Here is a 23487-nt window from a genome sequence, read left to right as displayed (position 1 = left end):
CCTTTCTTTACATTCTACTTTTCCCACTACCATGCATTAAAACAGGTGTCTTTTCTCCTGTAAAACTGCTTTTAAAATATGAAGTCAGTTTTTCGTCCATTTCTGCTTTCTTTGAGGACTCCATTCTCCAACCAATTGATCTTCTCAAATAATCCACATACTCTGGATTCTTACACATTCCCTTTCCTTCAACATCGGAAATTTTAGCCACATCCTGACCATTGCATTTTGTAGTCTTCATAACGATATTGAGTGGACTTACGCAAGTATCATTTGACAAATATGTGCCGATTCCGAATGCGACTTTTGCTTTCTTTGAAAAATGTCGGCAAATCTTATCTGCTCTCTCAAAATCCAGTGAATCAGAGAAAAGCAATGTTTTTGTTTTCGTATCAATCCCCAGTTTTTCATAGTGCTTAATCATCTTTTCGCCCCACACCATCGGATCACCCGAATCATGACGAACGCCAGAAAACAATGTTGCGAATGTAAGCTGGAAATCTTCCAAGAAACAGTCGGTTGTAATTGTATCTGTCAGTGCTGTACCGTTCAAAACTCCATATTCCTTAACCCATGCGTCAAGTGCATACCAATTAGAATATGCCGGATTGTGCTTGTGATTTCCCTGTCCTACACACATAATCCATTCATGTGCCATTGTGCCAACTGGTGTAACTCCGTATTTTTTCGCAAGAAATACGTTTGAAGTGCCAATAAATCTTGATGCACAATGCGCCGTATCATTCAGGTGTGAGAACTTCTCAACAACAAGTTCCTGTGCTTCTGCAGATAATCTCCGGCGAAGTCCAAACTCTGAAAATGTGCCACAATACCAATGACCATTGCGAAGATTTGCATACTTGTTATCCAGTCTTTTCTTGAAACTACTTAACAGCTCGTCATAATCGTACTGCATTCTGAAATACACTTCATTTACAATAGCAAGTGTCGGGATTTCGTACATAGAAGTATTTAACCATGTACCGGCAGTTTCAATGATAAGTCCACATTCTGCATCATCTGTGATTGTGAAATCTTCATATCGTGGTTTCCAGAGTCTTAGGAAATCAATGTAAGATCCTTTGATCCACTTGATACCGTCCAGATAACTCAGTTCGTCTTCTGTAAACCGCAGCTCACAATATGCTTTAATCTGCTCTCTGATTTCTTCCACCATTTCTTTTGTGAAATGTACGTCTTTGTTCCGGCATTTGAAACTCCATGTTGTCTTGTAGTCTGAGAACTGATGATAAATCGCCTGTCCCATACTGAATTTATACAGATCATTCTCTAATAAACTTGTTACGATTCTTCCTAACTTCATAATTTTCTCCTTTTAGATTTTACATTCTGTTAAAATTTCTTTTGTCAAAATATTTGAATTTTCAGTTGCTAATTTATCCAATCGTTCCAAATCGAACTCACTTCCCTGGAATTTAAACTGAATCCATTCAGGCTCATACTCTCTCCAATCAAGCCACGACTCCGGCTTATCCTTACCTAAAACTTCTTTTACCATTTTCAGAAGTCTTTCTCCGGCTTTCTTAGATTTCACGAATCCACTCAAATCATAGCCAATTCCTCTTGAATTCCAATACTCTCCGTATTCTGGTTTTGGATCTGGTTGTACCCATTGATGACACGAAATTCCATTTCTCGGATGCTCTTGTACTTCTGGATATTCAAAAATATCTTTTCCCTGAGAATCCTTTTTACCAGTACAATACCCAAATGCAGATCTTGTTATCTCATCGCTTAATACCACAAAATTTTCTTTACACTCTCTACAAGTACCAAATGCCGTTCCTCTACCGCTTACGTTTCCACTCCTTGCGGAATTACAACCACATTTCGGGCAACCATATTTCTGATAATCAGACCACTTAATTGCTATCATAATTTTCTCCTTTATTATCTATGCTGACTAAACCAAATATCTTCCTCGATATCGTCACATGTTTTAAGCCCTCTTTTACGCATCTCTTCATTTATTAGCCCGTCAATTTCGATAGTCACTTTAGAAACCTTTTTTCCTAATCTTCTATCAAACTCAATTCCATTATAGAATTCTTTGTTAAGTTCTATCAGTTTCTCATCACTAGAGCTATTGATTACACCGAACATTCTTCTTTTATACTTATTATCTGATGCCTCTTTCCATTTTTTAAAAGGTTGCATATTTGTGTACACCTCGCACTCTATATATTGCATTCCATTAACATTAAAATACTATATATTGTATTTATTTTAAGATAAAAAACTGATTTTATTTATTCTTCATATACCTGTAATGTACCATCGGCGTTATACAATGGTGTTATTCCAAATTTATATCCAGATACAATAATAATGCAAATCATTTTACGAATTTTCTTCATTTCCTTTTACGCTCCTATTCTCTTAATTACAGCCTTTAACATACCGCCATAAATGGCGGTAAGATTAAAGATTTCAGATTTCTACAAATCTGATTTTGAAAAGCGGGCGAACACCATAAGAATTAGAGGCGTTGGAGTCGTGCGCACTACCGCCGGTGCCCACAAAAGCGAAGGAAGTCGCACTCCTCACACCACGGTTTTTCAACCAGTACCATTCAAATTCATTGTTCCTAAATGCAATTCTGTTTCTTCTATTTTTCATCGGCTCAAACTGCTTTACATCATCAGATTCTTTCTCGCCATATTTATTAACACCAAAAATTTCTTTTTCGGTTGGAATTCTAATCATGCTATTGCCATCAAAAGAAACCATAGCATCTCGAATCTTATCAGGAAATAATTTATACAACTCATTATTGAGCATATCCATCAGATTGTCATTCATAGGGTATGCTTTACTTAAACAGTCTTCAAAGATGAAGACCATTCCATCCGTTTCTTCCTTAACCGCAAGTGCTGTCACACTTTCTCCATTCTTTAAAGAAAACGAAAACTTATCCCCCACTTTGTATTTTCTTTTATTTTCATTTGTTACACTATGCGTAATTTCTATTGTCACTTTTGTAGGATCTTCTACATTTACACTACAACCAATAGAAAAACCATTTGCCTCTTCATGTAATCTGCGAAAATCCTGTGCTGATGCTGTTGTCGAAACTTCCTCAACATCGTCCGAAGATCCTGTATACGGAATTCCATCAAATCCCACCAGGCAATCTTTTTCCTCTGAAAGTGTTACATACATTTTCCCTGTTTTCTTGTTTTTAAATAATTTCATTGTGTATTCTCCTTTATTTTCGTTTGATTTTAATTTATTTTTACGGCGTGGCAGGATTTACCTACCATACACCGCTCAAATCTTTTTAGCAAAATGGAAGTTCATTATCTAAATCATCCATGAAATCGTCAGTCAGTGGAGTTTTAGACTCTGTAACCTGTTCGCTGGATTCATCAGATTCTTCCATTTCTGTTTCTTCTACCTCATTATTGTTATCATTAAGTTTGAAATAATCTCTGAAATCTTTACTCATAACAGAAATTCTTCCCTCCACCTTCTCTTTCTTGACAGATCCAGTAGAACAATACTGTGCATAGGCACAATCCGGGTTATATTTGTCTGCAAAGATCTCAAACCATTTGTAGAAATCTTCTGCTTTAATATCGTTGTTGATTGCCTCATCTGCCATGTACATGAAAATCGGAATATTTACAACCTTCATAAATTTTTCTTTCTGGTCGAATCCGTCTTCCAGATACTTAACAATTTTAAGAAGACGTTCACGCTTTTCATCTGTATAAGAATCATGCAGTTTTTCCGCATACTTTGTTACCTGACCTTCTGAGATAGAAGTAAGTTCGTAATCTCCGTCTTTTACATCTAACAGCATCATAGCTTGTAAAAGTGTCTTTTCGTCTGCTGCTCTACGATACTGAGCTGGTGTAAAATGACAAACATCTTCAAAGAACTTTCCGGCAAGAATCTCTTTAACAAATTTTGCCAGATTCATACCCAGTTTTACATTGGCAATCTGAGTTTTACTTAATCCAGATCCGTTATTCAGTCTAAAGAACATTTCCTCGATTTCTTCATCTGTGCATTCTTCTAAGTTATAATTCGTGAAAACATATCCGTTAATCATCTGCTGAATTTCTTCCGGCAGCTCTGAGAATTTCAATCCAGCGATTTCATAAGTTTCTCCATCAATTTCAACTTCCGGCGTTTCTGGATGCAGTGCATACTCATCATTGATAAAACTGAATAAGCTGCGAAGTCTGTGCTGACCGTCAATGCAAGAATAATTAGATACTGGTCTGTTCTTTTTATCTCTTGTGCCTTTGTTTTCTTTTGTAAAATACAATGGTGGAATGACAAACCCGATAAGCATTGAATGTGGTAACAGACTCTTTTTATAATCGTCCCACATTCCATATCTTCTCTGAATAGGGCAATCAAAATCCAGGATTCCAGATTTCTCATACATTTTCTTTAACTGCATAACTGTGTAAGGGATTGTTGATTTCTTCATTTTTAATACCTCCGTGAATTTTTATTAGTTGTGTTTTTCTTTATATATAAGATACCACATTTTTATTATTGTGTCAACATTTATTTTGGTTTGTTTATAAGTTTTTTGCAAGGCATCTTCCCCAATATGGATCAAGTATTTCTTCAAACCCTAATCTAGTAGTGAGAAAATGTCTATATACCTTTTGTCTTCTTGCATCTGAACCATATACAATGATTCTATCATTTTCATACATATGTGTTCCTATAAATTCACGAACCATTTTAAAAGCCCACAATAATCCCTCAACACCACATTTCCCAGTTGTTGTCATATCTAAATCGCCGTAACCGTCACTATTAAGCCACTGCCTTAAAACTTTCTTTTTATTAGCAATAGCAAAAGCAACTGCATAATCATATCCACTTCCTATTTCATGTCTATAGTTCTTATCAAAACAGATTACCGCCGATTGTCCATTAGATAGTTTTGTGTATTCTATCCATCGCATATTTTCTCTATCATATGTCAAACCAATTTATTCCCCTTTTGCACGTTGCATTTTCTGCACATTGTCTGGTAATTTTCAAGCGTATTCTTGCCACCTTTGGAAACGGGGATGATATGATCTTTTGTCATCATCACTTCTTCCCCATCTTGATCTACCGCATACAGATTCAAATGATATCTTCTTGCATTCGGATTTTTCTCTTTTGCAAAATATCTACCTTCGATTCCACACCGGCAACACTTAATTCCTTTTGTGAAAAACGTCTGATATCTCTGACTATTTGCTTTAATCATATCTCCATCCATATCAACAAATGTCTTTTTCTCTTCAAAGAGTCCATCTGTTACAGCGTTATACACTTCATCAATGGAATATATTTCTTTCCTTATATATGGTTGTTTCTTTACGATACTTTTTGATTTCCCCATCTTATTACATAACCTTCTTCCGTTTTTTCTTTGTACATGAGGTTCTGCAGCATATTACTATCCACTCCAAAACGTTCATATAGTTCATCGTCTGTCAAATCCTGATCCTTCATAAACAGATTCAATTTGTCTTTTACAAGAATCATTTTTAACAGATTGCTTTCAATACTATTCTCATAAGTTACAAAATACACTTGCTTAAATTCCGTTGAAGTATAACGAATAAAGCGGAAATAATACTGACTCATGCTAGAGTTGTTCCAGTGCAATTCTGGAATAATACACTTATTCACAAAATCAATATTCATACTTGCAGATAAGCTCTGCTGTGTGCTTATCAGAATTCCGTTTGTTGTTTCTTTTAACTCTTTGACAATTTTCTTTCTCTGTTTCAATGTAGTTTCATTTCCAGTAATCACAAATATAGGTCTGCCCGGAAACGCTTTTCTGATTTCCTTTGCATATGCATTTACTACTGAAATATGACGCACACCAATAGCAACTCTTTCATCAGAAAATTCGTCTAAAAGTGATAATACAGTTTTGAATTTTTCCGGCATTATCGACTGATTGTACTCTCTCAACGTCTGAGGCGCAGCGCAAATCTTCAAAAGTGCAAGCAACTGATTCAAAATTTTCAACATTGCATCTTTCCGGCTGTTCCCAGTTTTCGCAAACAGATATTCCATTTTATAGAACTCGTCCAATGCAACCTTATACAGACGTTTCTCTTCTTCTCCCATTTCACAAGCGATCTGTTTAATCTCATAAAGCTGTTTGCCAGTAATTTCTTCAAATGTACGTGTGATAATCGTCTTATCAATCATCTGTTTCAAAATGTCTGCATTAAGAATATCTTGTGTGAACTGAGATACGCCAAATACAGTGATTTTCTCTGGAATATGACTCGCTGCAAATAACTTACTACCCTTACGATATGCTGGATATGGCTGTAAATAATATTCATTTATCTGGTCTTCCAGTTCTCCATCTTTGTTACGTTCCATAATATACTCACATTCAGACAACATATTGATAGAATTGTTGTACAATAATTCAAACTGAGGATAAATTTCAGTGATATTATTCCTTGTGCTTGTACCCGTCATCAGTGTTTTATACTTCAACCGGCGAAAAGCATTTAATACGGCTTTTGTCCGTTTACTGTCCTGATTACTCATATTATCCGACTCGTCAAAAATCAAAACGGCTTTCTGGCAGATTGATTTTACATATCGCTTGATGAATTTATGATATTTACACATCATATTTAAAGTGATAATTACAAACTGACCTTCTTTGATATTTTGAATATCTGCAAGGCTTTCAATCATAACAAAATCAATACCGTACTGATCCAATACATCCTGCCAGTTGTTCTTGATTGAGATTGCCGTACTCACAATAAACACATTTTTCACATGATCGTGTTGCAAACGATATTTACCTATTGCAATTCCGGCGAATGTTTTACCACTTCCTTGTTCCCACTGTATGAAGCTATACGGTTTCTGAATAAATAGATTCAGATCTGCTTTCTGAGCATCATTCAGCTTTACAGTTCTTTCATCATCCATCAATGTGAACTCATCAAGCCACTTTGCTATTTTTTTGTTTGGTTGCATTTCAGAAAATGGCATATTCTGGATATCATACATCTTTCGCTTTTTATTCACGATCTTATCAATCCATCTTGACTGAAAATGCCCCATTGAAAAGCCTTGCAACACAACATCATTTATAGATGTAAAATCGCCATTATACTCAAATGTATAATTGTTTTTAATAATTCTACCAGTTCTATCAAGTCCTGAATTCTGTGAACGTAACACCATTTTTAAATGCTTAATAACGTCTTTCGGCTTGATTTTAAGTTGTTCCCATTCGTCCCATTTGATATGATCCGGCTTTTTCTGTGTCTTATATCTATTGACATATTCACAACATTCTGCATACTGGCTGCATGTTTTCGGATTTCGTTTGATATCATACAGAAGTTTCTCAACCTTAAAGCTCCACGCTTCATCGTCTTTACTATTTCTTACAGTTTCCAGAAAAATCTTGTTTTTAATCTGTTCTCTTTCTTCTGTAATAGGCTTTAAATACTGCTCCCATACTTCATCGGAAGTAACGCCTGAAAGTATCTCTGTACTATATGGAACTTCTTTCGTATATTCAGATTTTTTCTGAAAGAATACTATTTTGGTCTTGTAGTTCTCAACACCCAAATGTTTAAAAGTATTCTTGTCAAGTTCTACCTGGCAGATAAAATTAAAATGCTCATTCATTCCGTCAATCATGCCACCATCAGAAAAATCATCGGCACAAAACGACATAGGCACGATAATAGCCATAATTCCGGCTGGTTTTAACAGTTCCGCAGCTTTCAGACAATAATAATATTCTGACAAATAGTTGCTGTCATCTTTTCTCCATCTCAGATTATACGGTGGATTTCCCAGAACATAATCAAACGTAATTTTCGGCTCATAAAAACGAATATCTGTATTTTCCAGTTTTGCATCTGGATAAAGGTATTTTGCCACTCTGTACGGCTTCCCGTCTAATTCGCAACCGTAGAAATTCGATTCAACCGGCGCACAACTGATAAATGAACCATGTCCACAAGTAAGATCTGCTATCAAATCAGTATTTGAAATATGTAAGCAATTATAAATCCATTCAACCAGCTTATAAGGCGTAAAGAACTGCCCTTGCTCAATGTCGACTTTCGCTCTCTGGTAATCATAGTAACTATCATAGTTAGCAAACTCTAAACCATGAAGCCCACCTAATCCAGTATACGCATTGAAAATATCATCTTTTGAAATACCTGTTTCCGCTTCTGGTAGATCATTATTCACAATATATTCAATTTTTGTGTTGATATCTTCCCTCATTTCCTGTGGGATTACTTCATTTGTACATTTATACTTCATGACTTGTATATCTCCATTCAATTACATTTGTTATCGTGCTACCATACCGACAAAATGTAAAACCTTCATTTATTGTATATGTATATAATGCTTTGACTTCTACAATTTCATCATAGCAATTCTTGATTTTAACATCATAAATTCCACATTTATCTGGCAGCATTTCACTGACCTTATGCCATTTATAGTCGTGCATATGATTCCTCCTAAATAAGTGTATAACCACACCATTCTCTTGCAAATTTACGGCAAAATTCTGCATCTGTAAAAGTAACATCAATCCTTCCATTCTTGAAGAGTTTGACATGCTTGACTCCGACCTCTGGTGCTGAAAATCCATTTTGAAAATCATCCTCTTTAAGTCTTATAGAATAAGAACTATATAGATGATTCAGTGAATAAACTTGTGTTTTTTCTCCATATGTGTTAAATGCCAACGCATCAATAAAAGCACGTAACCATTCTGTACTACCGAAATTGTAATAATCAAAATATTTATCTTTGCTACAATAACCGCCTGTATATGTGAATTTATTACCTTTTACTTTAATTTCCCATGTATCACGATAGCCGTTGTAACATTTTTCTTTCAATTTATCTTTTACTTCTTTGATAGCCTTTTCTTCAAAACTCATACCGCCTAACTGGTCAAAAATTTTGTCAAGCACTGCATGGTAGTCGATGAAGTCAACAACAAGCTCTTTGATAGGATCTGAGTCATTGTATCTGTAATATTCTCTATCCAGATCATATCTATCAAAATTGTTTTCAAGTTGCACATTATACTTATTTGAAAAGTAACTGAAAATACCACTTATATAACTATTTTGAACATCAGAAAGCGATTTTGGGACACCAAAATTCCCGACTAAAAAAGAAGAATACTTGTAATTTTTGCGGTCTTCTTCTGAATATGATTCATTTTCTGCCTTATAGATATCATAAACAGACTTGTAAACTGCAATCGCACGTTTATATAATTCTTCTCTGTGAGTCAACCAGGCTTGATCTTCCTGGCTGATTCTGTCAGATTTCTTAATTTGAAAGTTTCCGAATTTATCTGTAATTCCCATTTTGTATTCCTCCATTTATTTATGCTTGTTTTAAGTATGGGCTAACACCATAATAACTTGTAATCTCATCAATTCTACTGTTTATGGTATCAATATCCATTTTCTTAAAAAGTTCTTTCATTTCCTTAATTGCTTCTGTCTTGCTCTTGCCGGTTGCCATCCGTAAACCACATTTTATAGATGAAATAGCAATTTTACCGTCTGGCGTTTCATGAATAAACATTTCTATGCCATGATATTCAATTTTACTGCCTATTGCTGGTACATATTCTCTTTTCCCTTTTTCTGCACCCATAAGCACATAGAACTTTTCTTTCTCTGCTTCCGGCTGCTTTTCTGGCTTCTTACGTGTTTTATATTCAACTGCATCCTGATAGTCGCTCTTCTGTACACTATCCAAAAATGCCATTGTATCTCTATTAGTGTTTGGCAGCTTCAAACCTGTTACACACTGAAATACTTTTCGACTTGCTCTATTATCTGTATGTAAACGTGCTTGTAACTCTTCCCGGCATAATACCTTTTCGATATTATCAATACAAACCAGTAATTCAAAAGCTCGTAACGGGAAACGAAATTCGCCGTATACATCAAGATAAATACGTTCAACTAAATTTCCTCTAGTTGTACCATTATACATTTTAGAAGTTTCTGCAAGCCAGATTTTAAATTCTTCTTTCTCAACTTCGGCTCTCTCTTCTTCTTTTCTGGCTGCTTCTTCCACTTTTCTCTGTTCTTCTGCAGCTCTTTCTTTTTCCTTGTTTTCTGCTTCAATAAAAGCATTTACAGATTCCTCAGAAACAAGATCATGTTCTATCAGATAAATACAAAAATCATATTCTGTTTTCGTGATGTCATTATAAAGGTTGTCCCATGCCATGCGATATGATTTCTTAACAGTGCCGTTTCCTCTTACTTCATCGGCAACTTCCGGCTTTTTGCCATTTCTCAGACCATAAAGCATAGCATCTTTTCTTGCCATAATACCATTACTGTATCTAAATACTTTATCTAGGCAGCTCTCAATTTTTGCTTTCTGTAAAGCTGTCTTATTATCTGTGAAACCTAAATATGATCCATTGTTTTCTAACTGATTTTTCATGTGTTTGTTCCTCCCTTAACTTATAATCCTATTATACATTATAAGTTGTGTAATGTCAATCTTTATTTATGTTTGTTTATAGCTTTCTGCATACTTCTCTGGGCGTGTTGTTCTGTCAAATCCAAAATATACGCCAATTCCAGGAACTTCATTCAAGATCCTTTTCTGTTCTTCGGTTAAATCAATATAACCAACAACTTTATGATCTTTCCAAATTGCACATTTTTCCATAACTTATTTCCCTCCTTGTTCCTTCCTTAATCATCATACAAAGACTTTATTTTCACATCTTGATTGATAACCGATCCCCAGTTAATACAATCTAAATTGAAAAGAATCCAACTTTCACAATCGTATGAATAGAAATCACATAACTCGCTACCATCTTCACACTTCAATATATTAGATAGTGGTAATCGCATTTCCCAAAATGCCCGTTCTGTCAAATGAAAAGCATCGTAATCTTTCGATAACTTTTTCCAGTCAATTACTTTTTCTTTAAACAAACTGCTATACTCACTATTTTCATATTTAGGTTTTGCATATTTTCGCATCAATCTATGATAATCTTCTACGGTGTCAATCGTGCAAATTTTGGCTTTTCTGCTCAATTTAAAGCTGACCGCCATGCTGCTATACTTATCAAGCATAAACCCTTCACTTGCTACCCATCTTAACCAATCAGACGGATATCCTCCATTATGAAGTAATGTAGAACCCCATAAACAACCGGCTGGCTTATTGATACATGATAATCTATCGGCTATATGTGAACCATATGCTTCTGGATCATTAAATAATTCTCTGCATATTTCAGATCTACCGGCAACTAAAATTCTTGCTGACATAAAACCCTCCTACTGAATACGCTTTAACATCATACCGTTATCGGAAGATCTTAACGCCTGACCAACTTCTAATGCTGCCATATATGACCGTGTAAAAATACCCTTACACTTTACATAGTCAATCGGATTCCCTTCTAAATCTATCAACTGGAATAACTTTCCTGTACTTGTTTTATGAATGCTCTTGTCTTTTTCCATTTTTCAATCTCCTTTAGTAATTTATTTCTTTCAGATATTCCTTTTCAGAATATATAGTTGTTGCATATCTTTCTGAATCTGTAACAATAAATATTTTTCCTAATATGGTTTGATAAATCCCACGGACACGATCATAACCATTTTCTACCGCATCATCATTTATTTTCGAGTCCAAACGGTCTACCATACCCCAATCCAAATTATAGTACCTGTCGAGTGCTTGTTTTATCTGTCTATCAAATATCTGGTTACGTTCTAAACAACAACCAATATATTCACTATATTTAACCGGCACTCTTTCCAAGTCATACATTGCATCAAATAAAGCGTGATCCATTATAAAAATCCCTAAAATAGCAATAGCCATAATAAAAAACGCTATATGCATTATCTTTAAATCATAATCTCCCGGAACGGATTGCCCAACTAATGTATAATTGTCTGAAATACCAGCAGCGATAAAAGTTAATATACCGCCTACAATGCCACTTACTACAGTAATTGTTTTTGTTGTGTCATATAAAACCCTTGCTGTTCTTGCTGTCATCTCTCTATATAAAGAGTGGGTGTTGTCCCACTCTTTTATCTTCCTTTCATTTATTATAGTTTGTTTTATCCAATTTTCTTTTTAACACATTTCTGCACTTTATACGGCGTTTTAACTTCCTGAATCTCACACCATGCAAGTGCGCCAGTTTCAATCCATTTCAAAAATCTTTCTTTGTAAGATCCTGAAATATATCCGAAACAGTTCGCCGGATTAGCGTTTCCCGTCAACTGCTTTTTCAGTTTCTTGTCAAGTCGGTATGCAATATAATACTTTTCGCCGTTCACACCTTCATGCTCGTTTAACTGATATACATAACCTTTGCTAATACCATGATTAAAGCATGATTTTACGACAAAACACTGATTAGCTCTTAATGATCCAGGACATTCAACGGCTTTATTTTCCGTTTTATATTCCACTGTCTCAACATTAGTATATACATATGCTTTACCATTTCCACCGATCATGCAACCGGCAACAGAGTCAATTTTATTCATGAACTTTTCAAACTGTTTTGCCAGTTTCAGAAGTTTTTCAGCTCTTTCATATCTATAGCTGTCTTTGTCGCATTCCTTTAAGTCTTTTTCATAACCTTCTTTATCAAAGTATTTCATATCAGAAAACTTTGCGACTCCATTACCTTTTGCGATGATAACACCATCTTTTTCAACATGCCATGACATTCTAGGTGGGTTCGGCTGATATTCCGGGTAATGGTCTGTTACTTTTATCTTTTCTGTCTGGTTGTTGGCTTTTGCTCTCAGCTTTTCAATTTTCGCTTTTGCTGTCTGTTCTTCCGCTGCGGAAGCTCCACGATCCTGTCTGACTTCTGAAAGTCTTTCAATCAGGCTTCTTGTTTTCGCTGAAAGAATAACTTCTTCACTATTATAGATATGCTGAATGATTTCTTTACCGCTTTTATCATTCCAACGGCAATCAACAACTACTACAAAACCATCTTTTGTAGCAATTCCTTCCCACCATGCCGGACTCCAATAATCTGTCATCCAGTCACTTTCATCTTCATGAAAACCATACAGTTTCCAACCTCTTTTTACAAGCTCCATTGCAATTGCAACTTTCGCATCCTTAAATTCATAATAATTATTATTACTTGACATGATCAATACCTCCGTAATGTACTTTATAAGTTGTGTTTGTTTATATTTATACTATACATTATTATTGATTGATTGTCAAGTATTTTTATTAAATACATGAAGAAATACAATGTTGTAATTCTTCAAACTTGTTTTCTATGCTATCAACTTGATCCGCTGTTAATGTTCCGTCTTCGTCCTTATTCTCTAAAATATCAGCTATTTCCCAGATTGTAGAATTTGCTGTATATAATTCGTCATAACATACTGGATCAAGCTCTTCCACCCTTTTAGCAATATCATCTCCACATTTATCCCGGACAATATCAACTAAATCTCTATGATTTCCAATTATTTCAATACTTCCATCTTTTAATGCTACTACGTCCATTTTTCCTTCCTTATAATTCTTTTTCAATCTCTTCTATACATTCTTTTCTTGTGTTGTAATTGCCGTATGCACTCTTTACTCTTAATGTATTATATCCAGTCAGTAAATGATCCTGCACCTCATAATGGCTAAATTCGCCGTTTAAAGTCACTTTACCAGGCAATACAACATGAATATAACCACGGCTATTTACTTTCCAATAAAAGCCTCTGGAATGTTTGTAGAGGGTATTTAAAGTAATATCTTTTCGTCCCTCTTCAATCATTTCTTTTGTTTTGGCTGCTTCGCCAGTATACGAAAATATAGATCCCATATCTATCTCCTAAACATTTAATTTAATACCATTGTACCGTTTATAACGTTGTGTAAAATGACCGTTTGGTAATTGTTTACTTACACGTTTCATAACTCCATTTTCAAAATCTGGTGTTTTCACTTGTGTCCAGCCATCTTTTCTTCGTCTGTCAAGATCTTCTAAATATTCTTGTTCGTTTTCGTACTCAACACAATCTTCCTCAAATGACATAACTTTACTATTTAATAACTTCATAATTTTTTACCTCCTGAATATAGAATAAGTGGTATATCCATCCTTAAAACGATTATACCACTATTTCCATTATTGTCAATATCATTTATTTACGTTTGTTAGTAACGCAAGCCTATTTTTACATACAGTTACAACATTTTCTTTTGAAACACATAAAGTGCTTCCAATTGCTGACAATGCAATAAATACAACCGGCATCCCGGAAGATATAAAAATTACACCTACACCAATAACACCAATACCACACAATTTTTGTTTAATGCCAGCAATAAGCAACTGTTTCTCTTTTTCTGACATTCGTTTACATTCTTCATATCCAATATTTTTCAATGTTCTTGTAATTTCTCTTGACGCTCCTAAATGCTGATTAGCAAGCTGCAATTCAATAGCGAATTCCATATTTCCAACGCTAAAAAGATCCTTTGCTTCCTGGTATTCAATTTTTGCCATTCTTTCAAGTCTATCACGATCACGCAACATTTTCTCGATTTTCTTTGATGAAACTAACATTTTATTTACCTCCCATGTCCATGCAAAATCTAATTCTATTATCTGCATATATAATTGCTGCTTCTAGTCTTCCATGTGTAGAAAACTCGTTTCTATTCGCTTGTGGAATCAATCCGGCATTTATACACATATCCACAAGCTGCATATACTCTCTATGGTTTTCATCATCATTAAACTTATGATAACCATATTTACTTGAAAATTCTGTTATTGTGCTATAAAGTTCTCTATGCTTTTCGTCCATTATTATCCTCTTTTTATGAAAACGGCACGCTATCCATATCATTTAAGTAATCGTAATTGATAAAGTCCTCAACTTCTTCTTTTGTCATAAGTTGTGCCATTTTTTCAATAGCTTTAATATTATCCTTGCATCTCTCTTTTTGGTCTGGTTCTATATATTCGCTTTTTGTCCAATCTGGCTCTACACTTGTCAAGTTGTCCCATATCATATAAGCTGTTGCATCCATAATATTATCCATATTTACATCAGAATCAAGAAAACAATATTTAATACCATTATCCTGAATATCTACCAATAACTTGCCATCATTATTATCATGTTTAGTAAACACATATTCAAGAAACGCTTGTTTTGCCGTTATATGCTCTGTTTGGTTCTCTTTTGCCTCTTTTACAAGTGCTACCTGAAAATCTTCTTTTATAGTCCCGCTATCTATAGAAATGTTATAGAACCCCAACAACTCTTTTATAATATCAGAGCTTATAGCAACATCATGCATATCAAAATTTGTGTCAAAAATTCTTGATACATGCATCACATTCCATTTTGAACTCATCCATCTGTATTCTGAATCTGTGATATATTTAAAATACCCTTCGATAAATTCAATACCCCATCTTGCCCTGCTTATCATTCGTTCGCTGTAATTCCAGCTATAATAATTTGCAATCAACCCTTTTTGTGTATTGCTTTTATTGTATCTTACATAAATTTGTGAACGCTGTCCCATGTTCTACCCTCCATTATTTTAAATATCCAAATTTTTTATAACAACTCATCAATAAAGCTAACTGCATGAACTGTTTCAAAGTTCTGTCTGCTTTAAGATTTCGCCCGTCTTTAATAGCTCTATGAATTTCTACCATATTACCAGGCATCAAGATATCAACCGAAAATTCATCTTTATATGAAATACGGTACTCGTCAACATTGCCAGTAAATAGCACATTCCAGATGTTTCCGAAACAATCTGTAATTCTCCACAATCTTTGATTTTCGTATGGTTTCTCCATTTCTTCAATTTTATTTTTGCTCCATTTAACAGATTTTTCAAAACTCTCTTTTGTGGTTGTATTTTCAAACTTCAACATGATTTTTACCCCCTATTTAAACAGTTTTCTTGCATCAAAAAAGATTGTTTTACCGTCTTTTGTCTCTCTCGTTGCACTCCAATGAAAAGCTGCACGCCCGATACCAGATAACCAGGTTTCACGATCCATATTATCAAGAACGTATTTTCTTGATACTTTCTTGTCGTTTTCGTCTTCATACTGCATCACTTCAATAGCTTTTTCAATTTGTGGGATATCCTGGTCAAGATATCCGCACTTTTTGAAATAGCTCTTGTCTGATTCTGATAACTTCATGCTTTCGCCCTCTCTTTCTGTTTTGGTTGCCATTCTGTCAATCAACCATTCTACTGACATACCATTTTTAAGACTTGCCAGTTCGTCAAACTTCTGTACTGCGATTTCTAATGATTCTTTTTCACTATATCCTTTTGCCTGAATCAATTTACCGGCTTTCAATACATTATTGTACGTTTTCCGCTTCATACTCCTGAATCTCCTTTATCTCGTTTTTAAGTGCTTCAAAATCCGCATCTGTCAACCATTCCGGCTTCTCTTCTTCTGTAAATGAATCCATGATATTTTCCATTTCTTTTATAATGGTATCAATATCAGACCAGAGACTTGATGATCTGCATTTACCGGCACAATTGATATAATATTTACAATCAAGTTGCAATCTGTTTAATAGCATGTATTCTCTTTCTTTGGGACTTCTCACAAAAGGATTTTCGCACTCTACCGGCTCTGTTACTCTGCTGCAAGGTTCTCCGCAAATTTCGCCACAATCCATATGAGCACCAGTATAAAGGTTTAAACCGTTACGCCCGTTATTTTCATCAAAATAGATTTTACCGTTTTCGTCCTGATAACAAGGAACTTCCATATAGCCACCGAAACCAATATATTTAACTTTCATTTTTATATACCTCCGATATTTATTATAGTTTATTTAAAAACACCATCCATAAACATTGTATCTAAATGATGTGCCAGAATATTAAAATCTTCCGACTTTTTCAATTTATCAAATACACCTATTAAATACTCCGCTTCTTCTGCGATAGTTTCCGAATCATCCGAAAAGTCTCGGTTGAATTCCATTAGTTTATCTGCCATTTCTTTTGATGTATGCTCAAAATCGCTGTCAATGTCTTCTGTGTTTTCTTCCTGGTCGATAACTTTTAAATCGCCTCTAATAGAATCATTATCATCGCCGTATTTTTCAAGAATCTTGAAAATTGCCTCAATATCTTCTTTTAACAGTTCCGGCTCATAATATTCTTTATCGCCATCTGAATGCTGCAACATAATTCCGATTACTTTTGATTTTTCTACCATTTTCACTTCCCCCTTAAAATTCAACCTCTGTGATATAATATCTTCCGGCGTTATCTTTTAAATAAAACATTGTATGAATATCTTGTAATTCAAGATAACAAAAGTCAATCATATCGTCACTATCTTCTGGTCTTTCTGTTTGACTCTCAGCAATCATATCAACTTTCATGTTGCTTATCTTTTCAATAGCCATCTTTAACCGATCCAGTGTATTAAATCTTTTACCAACTAAATCATATAAAGAAATATCATTTGCTTTCATGTTGTACCTCCTAATTTAAAGTTGTGTTTGTTTGTTGTTAATATCATAATACATTATTTTAGCTTGTTTGTCAATAGTATTTTGCATTTATTTTTGCTTGTTTATAAAAAGAAAATCCGACTTTTACGCCGGATCTTCCTTTTCTCTGCATTTACTTAACAATAACGTCATAACGTTCAATAATATCATCTATATAGCTTGTTGCCGGGTTATATACTAAATATGTTATAACTTCGTCCCCAGGCTGCGCCCCTTCTACGCTTTTATAACTGATATAGTAATCTTCTGCTGATCCGTTTAATTCGTCATCTAATACAATTCCTTTTGTACGCTCAACGATAACTTTATCGCCGTTCATACGATTTTCTAACATTTCGCCGGTCAACTCAGAAGTTGAAAACATTTCAAAATCTCCGTATTCTTCAATGATTTCTTTCTCTATTTCTTCGCATTTTAATACTGTTTCGTCTTTTACGGCTTCCGGCTGCTCTGCTTCCAGTTCTTCCGCTTCTAATACCTCAGAAAACGCCGTATTTTCATTTTTAACGGCTTTATTATTATTGCTTGATATTTTACCGCATCCCATCAATAAAACGCCTAAAATAGCCACACACAACGCCACAATAACAATATTATTCATTTTCTTCATGATATGATCCTCCCTATCTTCTATAATCTTTCTTTTTTAGTTCTTCCCACTGGTTCATCCTGCGTTTAAAATCGGCACATCGTTTTGCTGACTCTATACGCTCATTTTTTATATCTTTTCTGATTTTGATTTCATCACTGATCCCGAAAATTAAAGTAAACAGCAAACCAAACATTTTTATTTCTCCTTTACAATGATTTCACCATCTAATACAAATATTTTTGCGTGATCCTTGAAAACACTGTAATTTCCAGGAAAAACAACCGCTTCATCGTCATTTATTGACTTTGTGCCGTTTGTGCTGATTTTTGCCCACACAAAAACCTCGTTGTTTTCGTCTATATCCTTCCAATAGTCTGCATCCTTGTATAAATCCAAAATTTCGATATTATCCCAAATATCACAATTTCCGGCAGCATCTACGGTTGTTAGTTCTTTTGTTTCTGGATTATAATACCCGTTCATATAATATGTGCTAACTTCCCAGTTTTTCGCTGTTTCCGGCTCTTTTACGGCTTCCGTTGCACTATTGCAAGCGGTTAAACTTGCAACAATGCTAAATACTGATAATATTGTCAAAATCTTCTTTTTCATGGTCAAAACCTCCATTTTTATGCTGCAATCAGCATTTTAATCATATCAACAAGTTTTTCGTCTGTATATCCTTCTGTAAGCTCCTGAAGGATTTTAACGGTCTTTCTTGTTACCATTTCCCCGACTTCCTCCCGGTGGATCTCATGCACACTATAAACGCCCTCTGTACCAGTCGGTACGCACTTGTTAATAATAAGTGTCGGCACACTTCCGGCTTTCTTGAAATTTTCATATTTATCGTAAAATTCAACAATCACATCATAAATAATTGAATCATCGCCAATTTTCACGATTTTCTTGCATCTCTTTTCGCCCCAAGTGCAAAAGAAAAACAAATCTAAAGAAAAGCCGTTTTTACATTTCCCGTTGAATTTTTCTAACTGATCTCTTGTTAATTTTGCCATTTCTAAAACCTCCATAATTTAAAGTTGTGTTTGTTGTTATAAATACAATACATTATTTTCGATTGTTTGTCAATAGTATTTTTCATTTATTTTTGATTGATTATGAATCAAAATAACCAGACTCACGCAATAAATCAATATTTTCTTTCATTTTATCGCTAATATATAACGCTTGTAGCTTTCCGGCGTTCACTTGCTCCAATGTTTGCATAAAATCATTATTTGCAAAAATGTTATTCGATAAAATTTCGTTTTTATCATTTACAACTACTGTATTACCGTTTTCGTCTGATTCTTCATAATTTGCATAATATGCGAAACCTGGCACGATCATAGCCAATTCAAAAACGTTTCCCCATTCGTCAACGATTCCCGTATTATATCCCATAATTTTATTCATTGCATTTCCTCCCTTGAACGGCTTTATATGCCATTTTAAAAGCTAATTTCTGAGGTAAAAACTTTTTATATTTCAAATAGATTTCATTAAATTCCTGATACATTGCACGCCCTCCAATTTATAGGGGCTTGCCGTTTATGGCTTGCCCCATTTATTATAGTTTGTTTTACTAAATGAAAAACATTTCGCCGTTGATCTCTAACGCTATAGCATCTTGCGTCATTTCTTTTTTAAGATCTTCACATAAATCAATAACTTGATCCAGTTTGTTTCTTAAATCTTTTTCACTTGCATAAGCGAAAACCATTGTTGTTTTCTCTTTTACAAGTCCGGCTGTTGGGCTTGTCCAGTAACCCAGGGCATCTGTACTTGTTGCACCTCCGAAACAATCAGAAAGAAGTGTTGCAGCTCTGTCAACAAATTCTTTATTGTCGATTTCCTTGTTAATGTTAATTGTTGCCGGTACATAAACTGTTACCTTGCTGCTAAGTGAGAATACATTTTTTAATCTTGCATTTGTCATGATATTTACCTCCGTGATTTAAAGTTGTGTGTTGTTTGTTTATGTTTGCATTATACATTTATTATTGCTTGTTGTCAATACCTTTTTGAAAATTCTTTTAAAAATTTTTCTTTCCCAACTTTCAAGCTATTTTATAGTGTGCCGGGATTGCTCCCGGCTTTATGTTTTTATGCGATTCTGTCAGCATGTCTTTTTTCTATTTCTTCTGATCCGTAAAGGTTGCGCAATTCGTCCATGCTTAAAGCCCTTTTAGTTTTTTTATAATATCTTTCGCCAGCGTGCCAGCTCCACGCTTTTTTCTTTCCGCAATATTTGAAACCGGCAGCCTTTAAAAGTTCTTTTACATTGTATGTATTGCCAGTAACCCAGATCCAGCAACCTATAATTTCAATTTTAACATCTTCTAAGTTGATGATCTTGTTTAATGCATCACGGAAAAGCTCATCTTTTTCTTTGTCATATTTCCAAGCGTTTTCGTTTTCATCTGCATTTTTTAAGTTGTTCAATGTTGTTTCATATTCTACATTGATAACTTTTATAGCATCCTCAGAACCGCCGTTATCTGGATGATTTTCTTTTACAAGTTTTTTATATTCTTTTCTCAGTTCCTCTAATGATTTGCAATTTGTAAAGTATTTCATGTCGTTACCTCCGTTTATTTTTCTAAGTTGTGTTTGTTGTTTGTACTTGTATATTATCACGCAATAATAAAGTTGTCAAGTCTTTTTATAAATATTTTTTATTTTTGTTTGATTGTGGTTTTAAAATAAAAAAATCCAGGCTTTTTACTGCCTGGACTCTTTACGCTTTTTATTTCATAAAACCATTTATAACAGATTCCACAAAAGCCGGATCATCATATCTATAAACAACTATGATATCAGCATCTTTTTCTTTAGTTCCAAATCTAACAATCTTTATTCTATCCATATCATGATCTTCTTTATCTTCTATCAGCATTATTCTATTGTATTTAGTATCAACAAAATAAGTTCTGATATATCTCTCTGTCTCTCTCACTGTATAACATTTATTATTTTTCCACTGCATCATTTTTAATACCTCCGTGTATTTTAAGTTGTGTTTGTTTGTAATTGAATAATAACACCTGTTTTATATTTTGTCAAATGATATCATTTATTTTTGTTTGATTATCGTACAAATCTAATACAAAAATAGTTGTGATATCCTTCTTTATATTCTGCCTCGTCTGTCTCTTCGTTGTATTTTGTGGCGCATGGCACTTCCTCATACTCACAGAAATAACCGCCGTCACTATTCGTAGCTTTTACAAAAGGTGTATTATATTCATCAATTCCCCATTCTAAAAAGCTCAATAACGCTTTTGCTTCTTCCTTGTCATATTTTTCAATGGCTCTCGCTGCATCTTTGATAATACCACGCTCTGTTTTATTGGTTGTGTAACCATCAACTGTTATTGTGTTTTCTCTCACGATTGCATCAACATATGCTAACATTTTTTCTTCCTCCGTTTTGTTGTGTTTGTTTGTTTGTTGTGATTGTATATTATCACGCAAAAATAAATGTGTCAAGTGTTTTTTAAAAGTTTTTCGTATGGTCTGGATCGTGCGAGGTTGTAGCGTGTAGAGTTTACCGCCACTATACCAGTATACATATACACTATATCTATATACTATATCTAGTATATGTATACAAGATATATAGATATATATATACAATATATAGTATAGTAATATAGATAATAGATATATAATATATATAATATAATAATAATATAACTATAACATTAAAGATATAAAGAATATAAAATAGTTAAATCATAAAGTGTATGTATATAATATTTATTCAATCTATCCAAGATAAATATATAACTCTGTATTTTATATTCTAAGTTTCGCCCCACTCCATCAATCAAAATACAGATCATAATATTTTTATACCTGAATTTGTTTTTCCGTGATATTCAAGAAAAAAAGCAGCAGAAAAGAGTAAAAAACCATGTGAATTTTATTAGTCAAGTCTTTTTCTAAAATTTTTCTTTTGCTTCCGAACTCCGCAATTCTTCCGGCTTCCGATTTTTCCGGGTTTTACTGGCAATTTTTCGGGGCGATTTCTGGCGATAAAATCCGGCTTTTGTGTGCTGATCTGCCTGAATATTACTTAACCTCAAAAAGTAATATTCAACGGGGTACACTGAAAACCGCTAATAATGCCGTTTACAAGCGATTTTTTTATTTTAAAACGTACCAGGGGGGGTATATTTACATTTTTGCAGCGATTCCCAGCGTTTTCAATCCGCTTCGAGGTCTATCTCAGTCTACCCCCTCTTTTACCCTCTCCGAACTCGTAACCGACCTCGACAACTTTAGCTCCCTTTGCTGATTTCCGACTTTTTCACTATTATAAAAATACCCAATTTTAAACCTATAATAATGATGTAATCCTTTAAAATCCCCATAAATCAAGGCTTCTTCCGAACTGATTAAAAATATGTATTTTACCTATCATTTTTGCCCCATAAATTCAAGAACCAACCAAAAAGAAAATTATGCCAAAATAAGCTATTTATCGGCGTTCCAGCTCTTTTCGACCTCGATGCTTTACCGAACTTACAAAAAAATGCAATCTGAAGACTGAATCTTCGTTATGTTGTGGCGAAAATTGAAAACAAAATATGTCCCATAATTGTCTATACTAACGTATAGCCAATTATATAAATATTTATATATCTCTTTATTATTTATATATAATATAATAATAATATAAATATATATAATATATATAAATATAAATAACGCCACAATTTAAGTTTTTCTTTGTTGGTTGGTTTTTATAATTAAACCATAATAAATGTTGACAATATTTGAATTAGTGGTATAATCAGTGTAGGAACGAATATAGTTGGATTTTGTGGAGAAAATGATTGATCCAATTATTTTCGTTTTCTATAATCAAACAATAATAAATGGAGAACGCAGCAATATGGTTAGTGCAAATTCAGATGTTTTAAATTATTTTTGGCTACCGAAGAATTGTTATAACACATGTGTATCTGGGGCAAATGCCAACACGATTGAAGAATATCATTCAGATCCACATACCAGAAGTAGTCAAGAATATTTTTATGATATCACCTTGCCAAAACTCAAACGAAATACAACACCATATCCTGCCAATCAGAAATATCTCAAGAAGTCCAGAAAATATGCTCTTGGATTTCGGGATGTTGTGAATGATGCGTTACGTGAAGTGTATAACGGTGCAAAAGGATATGTATTTACAATTGAGCAGCTTACGGAAATTGTTAAGTTTGTTCCAGATGTGAATGTTGTAAAGAGTAATGGGATTTTTTATGTGAGCAAGGAGAAATAAGA

General features: G+C 34.1%; 37 protein-coding genes. 1 reads left to right on the top strand and 36 read right to left on the bottom strand.

From position 1 onward, the window contains the following. Nucleotides 1-7: 7 nt before the first annotated feature. From pncB to PGU50_RS04995, 36 genes are all read right to left on the bottom strand, one after another. Entirely contained in the window at nt 8-1324 is a 1317-nt protein-coding gene (gene pncB / locus PGU50_RS05170) for a nicotinate phosphoribosyltransferase (protein WP_270246299.1), read from the bottom strand. Nucleotides 1325-1336: 12 nt separating this feature from the next. Then, on the bottom strand, nt 1337-1897 hold the full coding sequence (locus PGU50_RS05165; protein WP_270246298.1) for a hypothetical protein: 561 nt from the start codon (nt 1895-1897) through the stop codon (nt 1337-1339). Nucleotides 1898-1911: 14 nt separating this feature from the next. Continuing rightward, nucleotides 1912-2178, bottom strand: coding sequence for a hypothetical protein (locus PGU50_RS05160; RefSeq protein ID WP_118174617.1), 267 nt, complete (start codon nt 2176-2178; stop codon nt 1912-1914). A gap of 273 nt (nt 2179-2451) precedes the next feature. Further along, nucleotides 2452-3216: a DUF6273 domain-containing protein gene (locus tag PGU50_RS05155; protein ID WP_270246297.1), complete on the bottom strand. Its 765-nt coding sequence runs from the start codon at nt 3214-3216 to the stop codon at nt 2452-2454. Between the two features lie 85 nt (nt 3217-3301). Beyond that, nucleotides 3302-4465, bottom strand: coding sequence for a DUF262 domain-containing protein (locus PGU50_RS05150; RefSeq protein ID WP_270246296.1), 1164 nt, complete (start codon nt 4463-4465; stop codon nt 3302-3304). 94 nt (nt 4466-4559) lie between these two features. Beyond that, complete coding sequence (locus PGU50_RS05145) at nt 4560-4976, bottom strand: hypothetical protein (protein WP_270246295.1); 417 nt, start codon at nt 4974-4976, stop codon at nt 4560-4562. Then, entirely contained in the window at nt 4973-5383 is a 411-nt protein-coding gene (locus PGU50_RS05140) for an HNH endonuclease (protein ID WP_270246293.1), read from the bottom strand. Before PGU50_RS05140 ends, PGU50_RS05145 begins: the two co-directional genes overlap by 4 nt. Then, nucleotides 5359-8322 carry an N-6 DNA methylase gene (locus PGU50_RS05135; protein WP_270246292.1) on the bottom strand — a complete coding sequence of 988 codons (2964 nt, stop codon included), beginning with the start codon at nt 8320-8322 and terminating at the stop codon, nt 5359-5361. Before PGU50_RS05135 ends, PGU50_RS05140 begins: the two co-directional genes overlap by 25 nt. Continuing rightward, a complete protein-coding gene (locus tag PGU50_RS05130) occupies nt 8312-8518 on the bottom strand; it encodes a hypothetical protein (RefSeq protein WP_270246291.1) in 207 nt (68 codons plus the stop codon). Before PGU50_RS05130 ends, PGU50_RS05135 begins: the two co-directional genes overlap by 11 nt. Nucleotides 8519-8528: 10 nt before the next feature. After that, complete coding sequence (locus PGU50_RS05125; protein ID WP_270246290.1) at nt 8529-9395, bottom strand: hypothetical protein; 867 nt, start codon at nt 9393-9395, stop codon at nt 8529-8531. A gap of 19 nt (nt 9396-9414) precedes the next feature. Continuing rightward, on the bottom strand, nt 9415-10497 hold the full coding sequence (locus PGU50_RS05120) for a hypothetical protein (protein ID WP_270246289.1): 1083 nt from the start codon (nt 10495-10497) through the stop codon (nt 9415-9417). 66 nt (nt 10498-10563) lie between these two features. Further along, a complete protein-coding gene (locus PGU50_RS05115) occupies nt 10564-10728 on the bottom strand; it encodes a hypothetical protein (RefSeq protein WP_270246288.1) in 165 nt (54 codons plus the stop codon). Between the two features lie 26 nt (nt 10729-10754). After that, on the bottom strand, nt 10755-11345 hold the full coding sequence (locus tag PGU50_RS05110) for a hypothetical protein (protein ID WP_270246286.1): 591 nt from the start codon (nt 11343-11345) through the stop codon (nt 10755-10757). 9 nt (nt 11346-11354) lie between these two features. After that, nucleotides 11355-11543, bottom strand: a complete 189-nt coding sequence (locus tag PGU50_RS05105) for a hypothetical protein (protein WP_118174599.1) — start codon at nt 11541-11543, stop codon at nt 11355-11357. A gap of 13 nt (nt 11544-11556) precedes the next feature. Continuing rightward, nucleotides 11557-12090 (bottom strand): hypothetical protein, encoded by a 534-nt coding sequence (locus tag PGU50_RS05100; RefSeq protein ID WP_270246283.1) that lies wholly within the window; start codon nt 12088-12090, stop codon nt 11557-11559. Between the two features lie 65 nt (nt 12091-12155). Next, entirely contained in the window at nt 12156-13214 is a 1059-nt protein-coding gene (locus PGU50_RS05095; protein ID WP_270246282.1) for a hypothetical protein, read from the bottom strand. A gap of 88 nt (nt 13215-13302) precedes the next feature. Then, nucleotides 13303-13584, bottom strand: coding sequence for a hypothetical protein (locus tag PGU50_RS05090; protein WP_147343920.1), 282 nt, complete (start codon nt 13582-13584; stop codon nt 13303-13305). 10 nt (nt 13585-13594) lie between these two features. After that, entirely contained in the window at nt 13595-13897 is a 303-nt protein-coding gene (locus PGU50_RS05085; RefSeq protein ID WP_270246281.1) for a hypothetical protein, read from the bottom strand. 9 nt (nt 13898-13906) lie between these two features. Then, on the bottom strand, nt 13907-14134 hold the full coding sequence (locus tag PGU50_RS05080) for a hypothetical protein (RefSeq protein ID WP_118174589.1): 228 nt from the start codon (nt 14132-14134) through the stop codon (nt 13907-13909). 81 nt (nt 14135-14215) lie between these two features. Continuing rightward, nucleotides 14216-14644 (bottom strand): hypothetical protein, encoded by a 429-nt coding sequence (locus PGU50_RS05075; RefSeq protein WP_118174587.1) that lies wholly within the window; start codon nt 14642-14644, stop codon nt 14216-14218. A 1-nt stretch (nt 14645) separates the two neighbouring features. Continuing rightward, nucleotides 14646-14888: a hypothetical protein gene (locus tag PGU50_RS05070; protein WP_270246280.1), complete on the bottom strand. Its 243-nt coding sequence runs from the start codon at nt 14886-14888 to the stop codon at nt 14646-14648. A 13-nt stretch (nt 14889-14901) separates the two neighbouring features. Next, entirely contained in the window at nt 14902-15618 is a 717-nt protein-coding gene (locus PGU50_RS05065) for a hypothetical protein (RefSeq protein WP_270246278.1), read from the bottom strand. Nucleotides 15619-15631: 13 nt separating this feature from the next. Then, nucleotides 15632-15979, bottom strand: coding sequence for a hypothetical protein (locus PGU50_RS05060; RefSeq protein ID WP_270246277.1), 348 nt, complete (start codon nt 15977-15979; stop codon nt 15632-15634). A gap of 12 nt (nt 15980-15991) precedes the next feature. Beyond that, nucleotides 15992-16444: a hypothetical protein gene (locus tag PGU50_RS05055; RefSeq protein ID WP_270246276.1), complete on the bottom strand. Its 453-nt coding sequence runs from the start codon at nt 16442-16444 to the stop codon at nt 15992-15994. After that, entirely contained in the window at nt 16422-16877 is a 456-nt protein-coding gene (locus PGU50_RS05050; protein WP_270246274.1) for an LPD11 domain-containing protein, read from the bottom strand. Before PGU50_RS05050 ends, PGU50_RS05055 begins: the two co-directional genes overlap by 23 nt. Nucleotides 16878-16906: 29 nt before the next feature. Continuing rightward, on the bottom strand, nt 16907-17299 hold the full coding sequence (locus PGU50_RS05045; protein ID WP_270246273.1) for a hypothetical protein: 393 nt from the start codon (nt 17297-17299) through the stop codon (nt 16907-16909). A gap of 13 nt (nt 17300-17312) precedes the next feature. Beyond that, a complete protein-coding gene (locus PGU50_RS05040; RefSeq protein ID WP_270246272.1) occupies nt 17313-17561 on the bottom strand; it encodes a hypothetical protein in 249 nt (82 codons plus the stop codon). 151 nt (nt 17562-17712) lie between these two features. After that, complete coding sequence (locus PGU50_RS05035; RefSeq protein ID WP_270246271.1) at nt 17713-18210, bottom strand: hypothetical protein; 498 nt, start codon at nt 18208-18210, stop codon at nt 17713-17715. Between the two features lie 13 nt (nt 18211-18223). Further along, a complete protein-coding gene (locus tag PGU50_RS05030) occupies nt 18224-18385 on the bottom strand; it encodes a hypothetical protein (RefSeq protein ID WP_181988443.1) in 162 nt (53 codons plus the stop codon). A gap of 2 nt (nt 18386-18387) precedes the next feature. Next, nucleotides 18388-18804: a hypothetical protein gene (locus PGU50_RS05025; protein ID WP_270246270.1), complete on the bottom strand. Its 417-nt coding sequence runs from the start codon at nt 18802-18804 to the stop codon at nt 18388-18390. A gap of 17 nt (nt 18805-18821) precedes the next feature. Beyond that, nucleotides 18822-19208 (bottom strand): hypothetical protein, encoded by a 387-nt coding sequence (locus tag PGU50_RS05020; RefSeq protein ID WP_118174569.1) that lies wholly within the window; start codon nt 19206-19208, stop codon nt 18822-18824. A 100-nt stretch (nt 19209-19308) separates the two neighbouring features. Then, complete coding sequence (locus PGU50_RS05015) at nt 19309-19608, bottom strand: hypothetical protein (protein WP_270246269.1); 300 nt, start codon at nt 19606-19608, stop codon at nt 19309-19311. A gap of 169 nt (nt 19609-19777) precedes the next feature. Continuing rightward, complete coding sequence (locus PGU50_RS05010; protein WP_270246268.1) at nt 19778-20131, bottom strand: hypothetical protein; 354 nt, start codon at nt 20129-20131, stop codon at nt 19778-19780. A 167-nt stretch (nt 20132-20298) separates the two neighbouring features. Beyond that, complete coding sequence (locus PGU50_RS05005; protein ID WP_270246267.1) at nt 20299-20772, bottom strand: hypothetical protein; 474 nt, start codon at nt 20770-20772, stop codon at nt 20299-20301. 169 nt (nt 20773-20941) lie between these two features. Further along, nucleotides 20942-21184, bottom strand: coding sequence for a hypothetical protein (locus tag PGU50_RS05000; protein WP_270246266.1), 243 nt, complete (start codon nt 21182-21184; stop codon nt 20942-20944). A 98-nt stretch (nt 21185-21282) separates the two neighbouring features. Beyond that, nucleotides 21283-21609, bottom strand: a complete 327-nt coding sequence (locus tag PGU50_RS04995) for a hypothetical protein (protein ID WP_270246265.1) — start codon at nt 21607-21609, stop codon at nt 21283-21285. 1405 nt (nt 21610-23014) lie between these two features. On the opposite strand from PGU50_RS04995, the gene PGU50_RS04990 reads away from it, so the two are divergent. Next, complete coding sequence (locus PGU50_RS04990; protein WP_270246264.1) at nt 23015-23485, top strand: hypothetical protein; 471 nt, start codon at nt 23015-23017, stop codon at nt 23483-23485. Nucleotides 23486-23487 lie beyond the last annotated feature (2 nt).

It is taken from the genome of Coprococcus sp. AM11-30B, assembly GCF_027674365.1.
GTDB classification, from domain to species: Bacteria; Bacillota; Clostridia; order Lachnospirales; family Lachnospiraceae; genus Allocoprococcus; species Allocoprococcus comes.
Note: the sequence above shows the minus strand (reverse complement) of the source record. Positions and strands in the feature narration are given on the sequence as shown.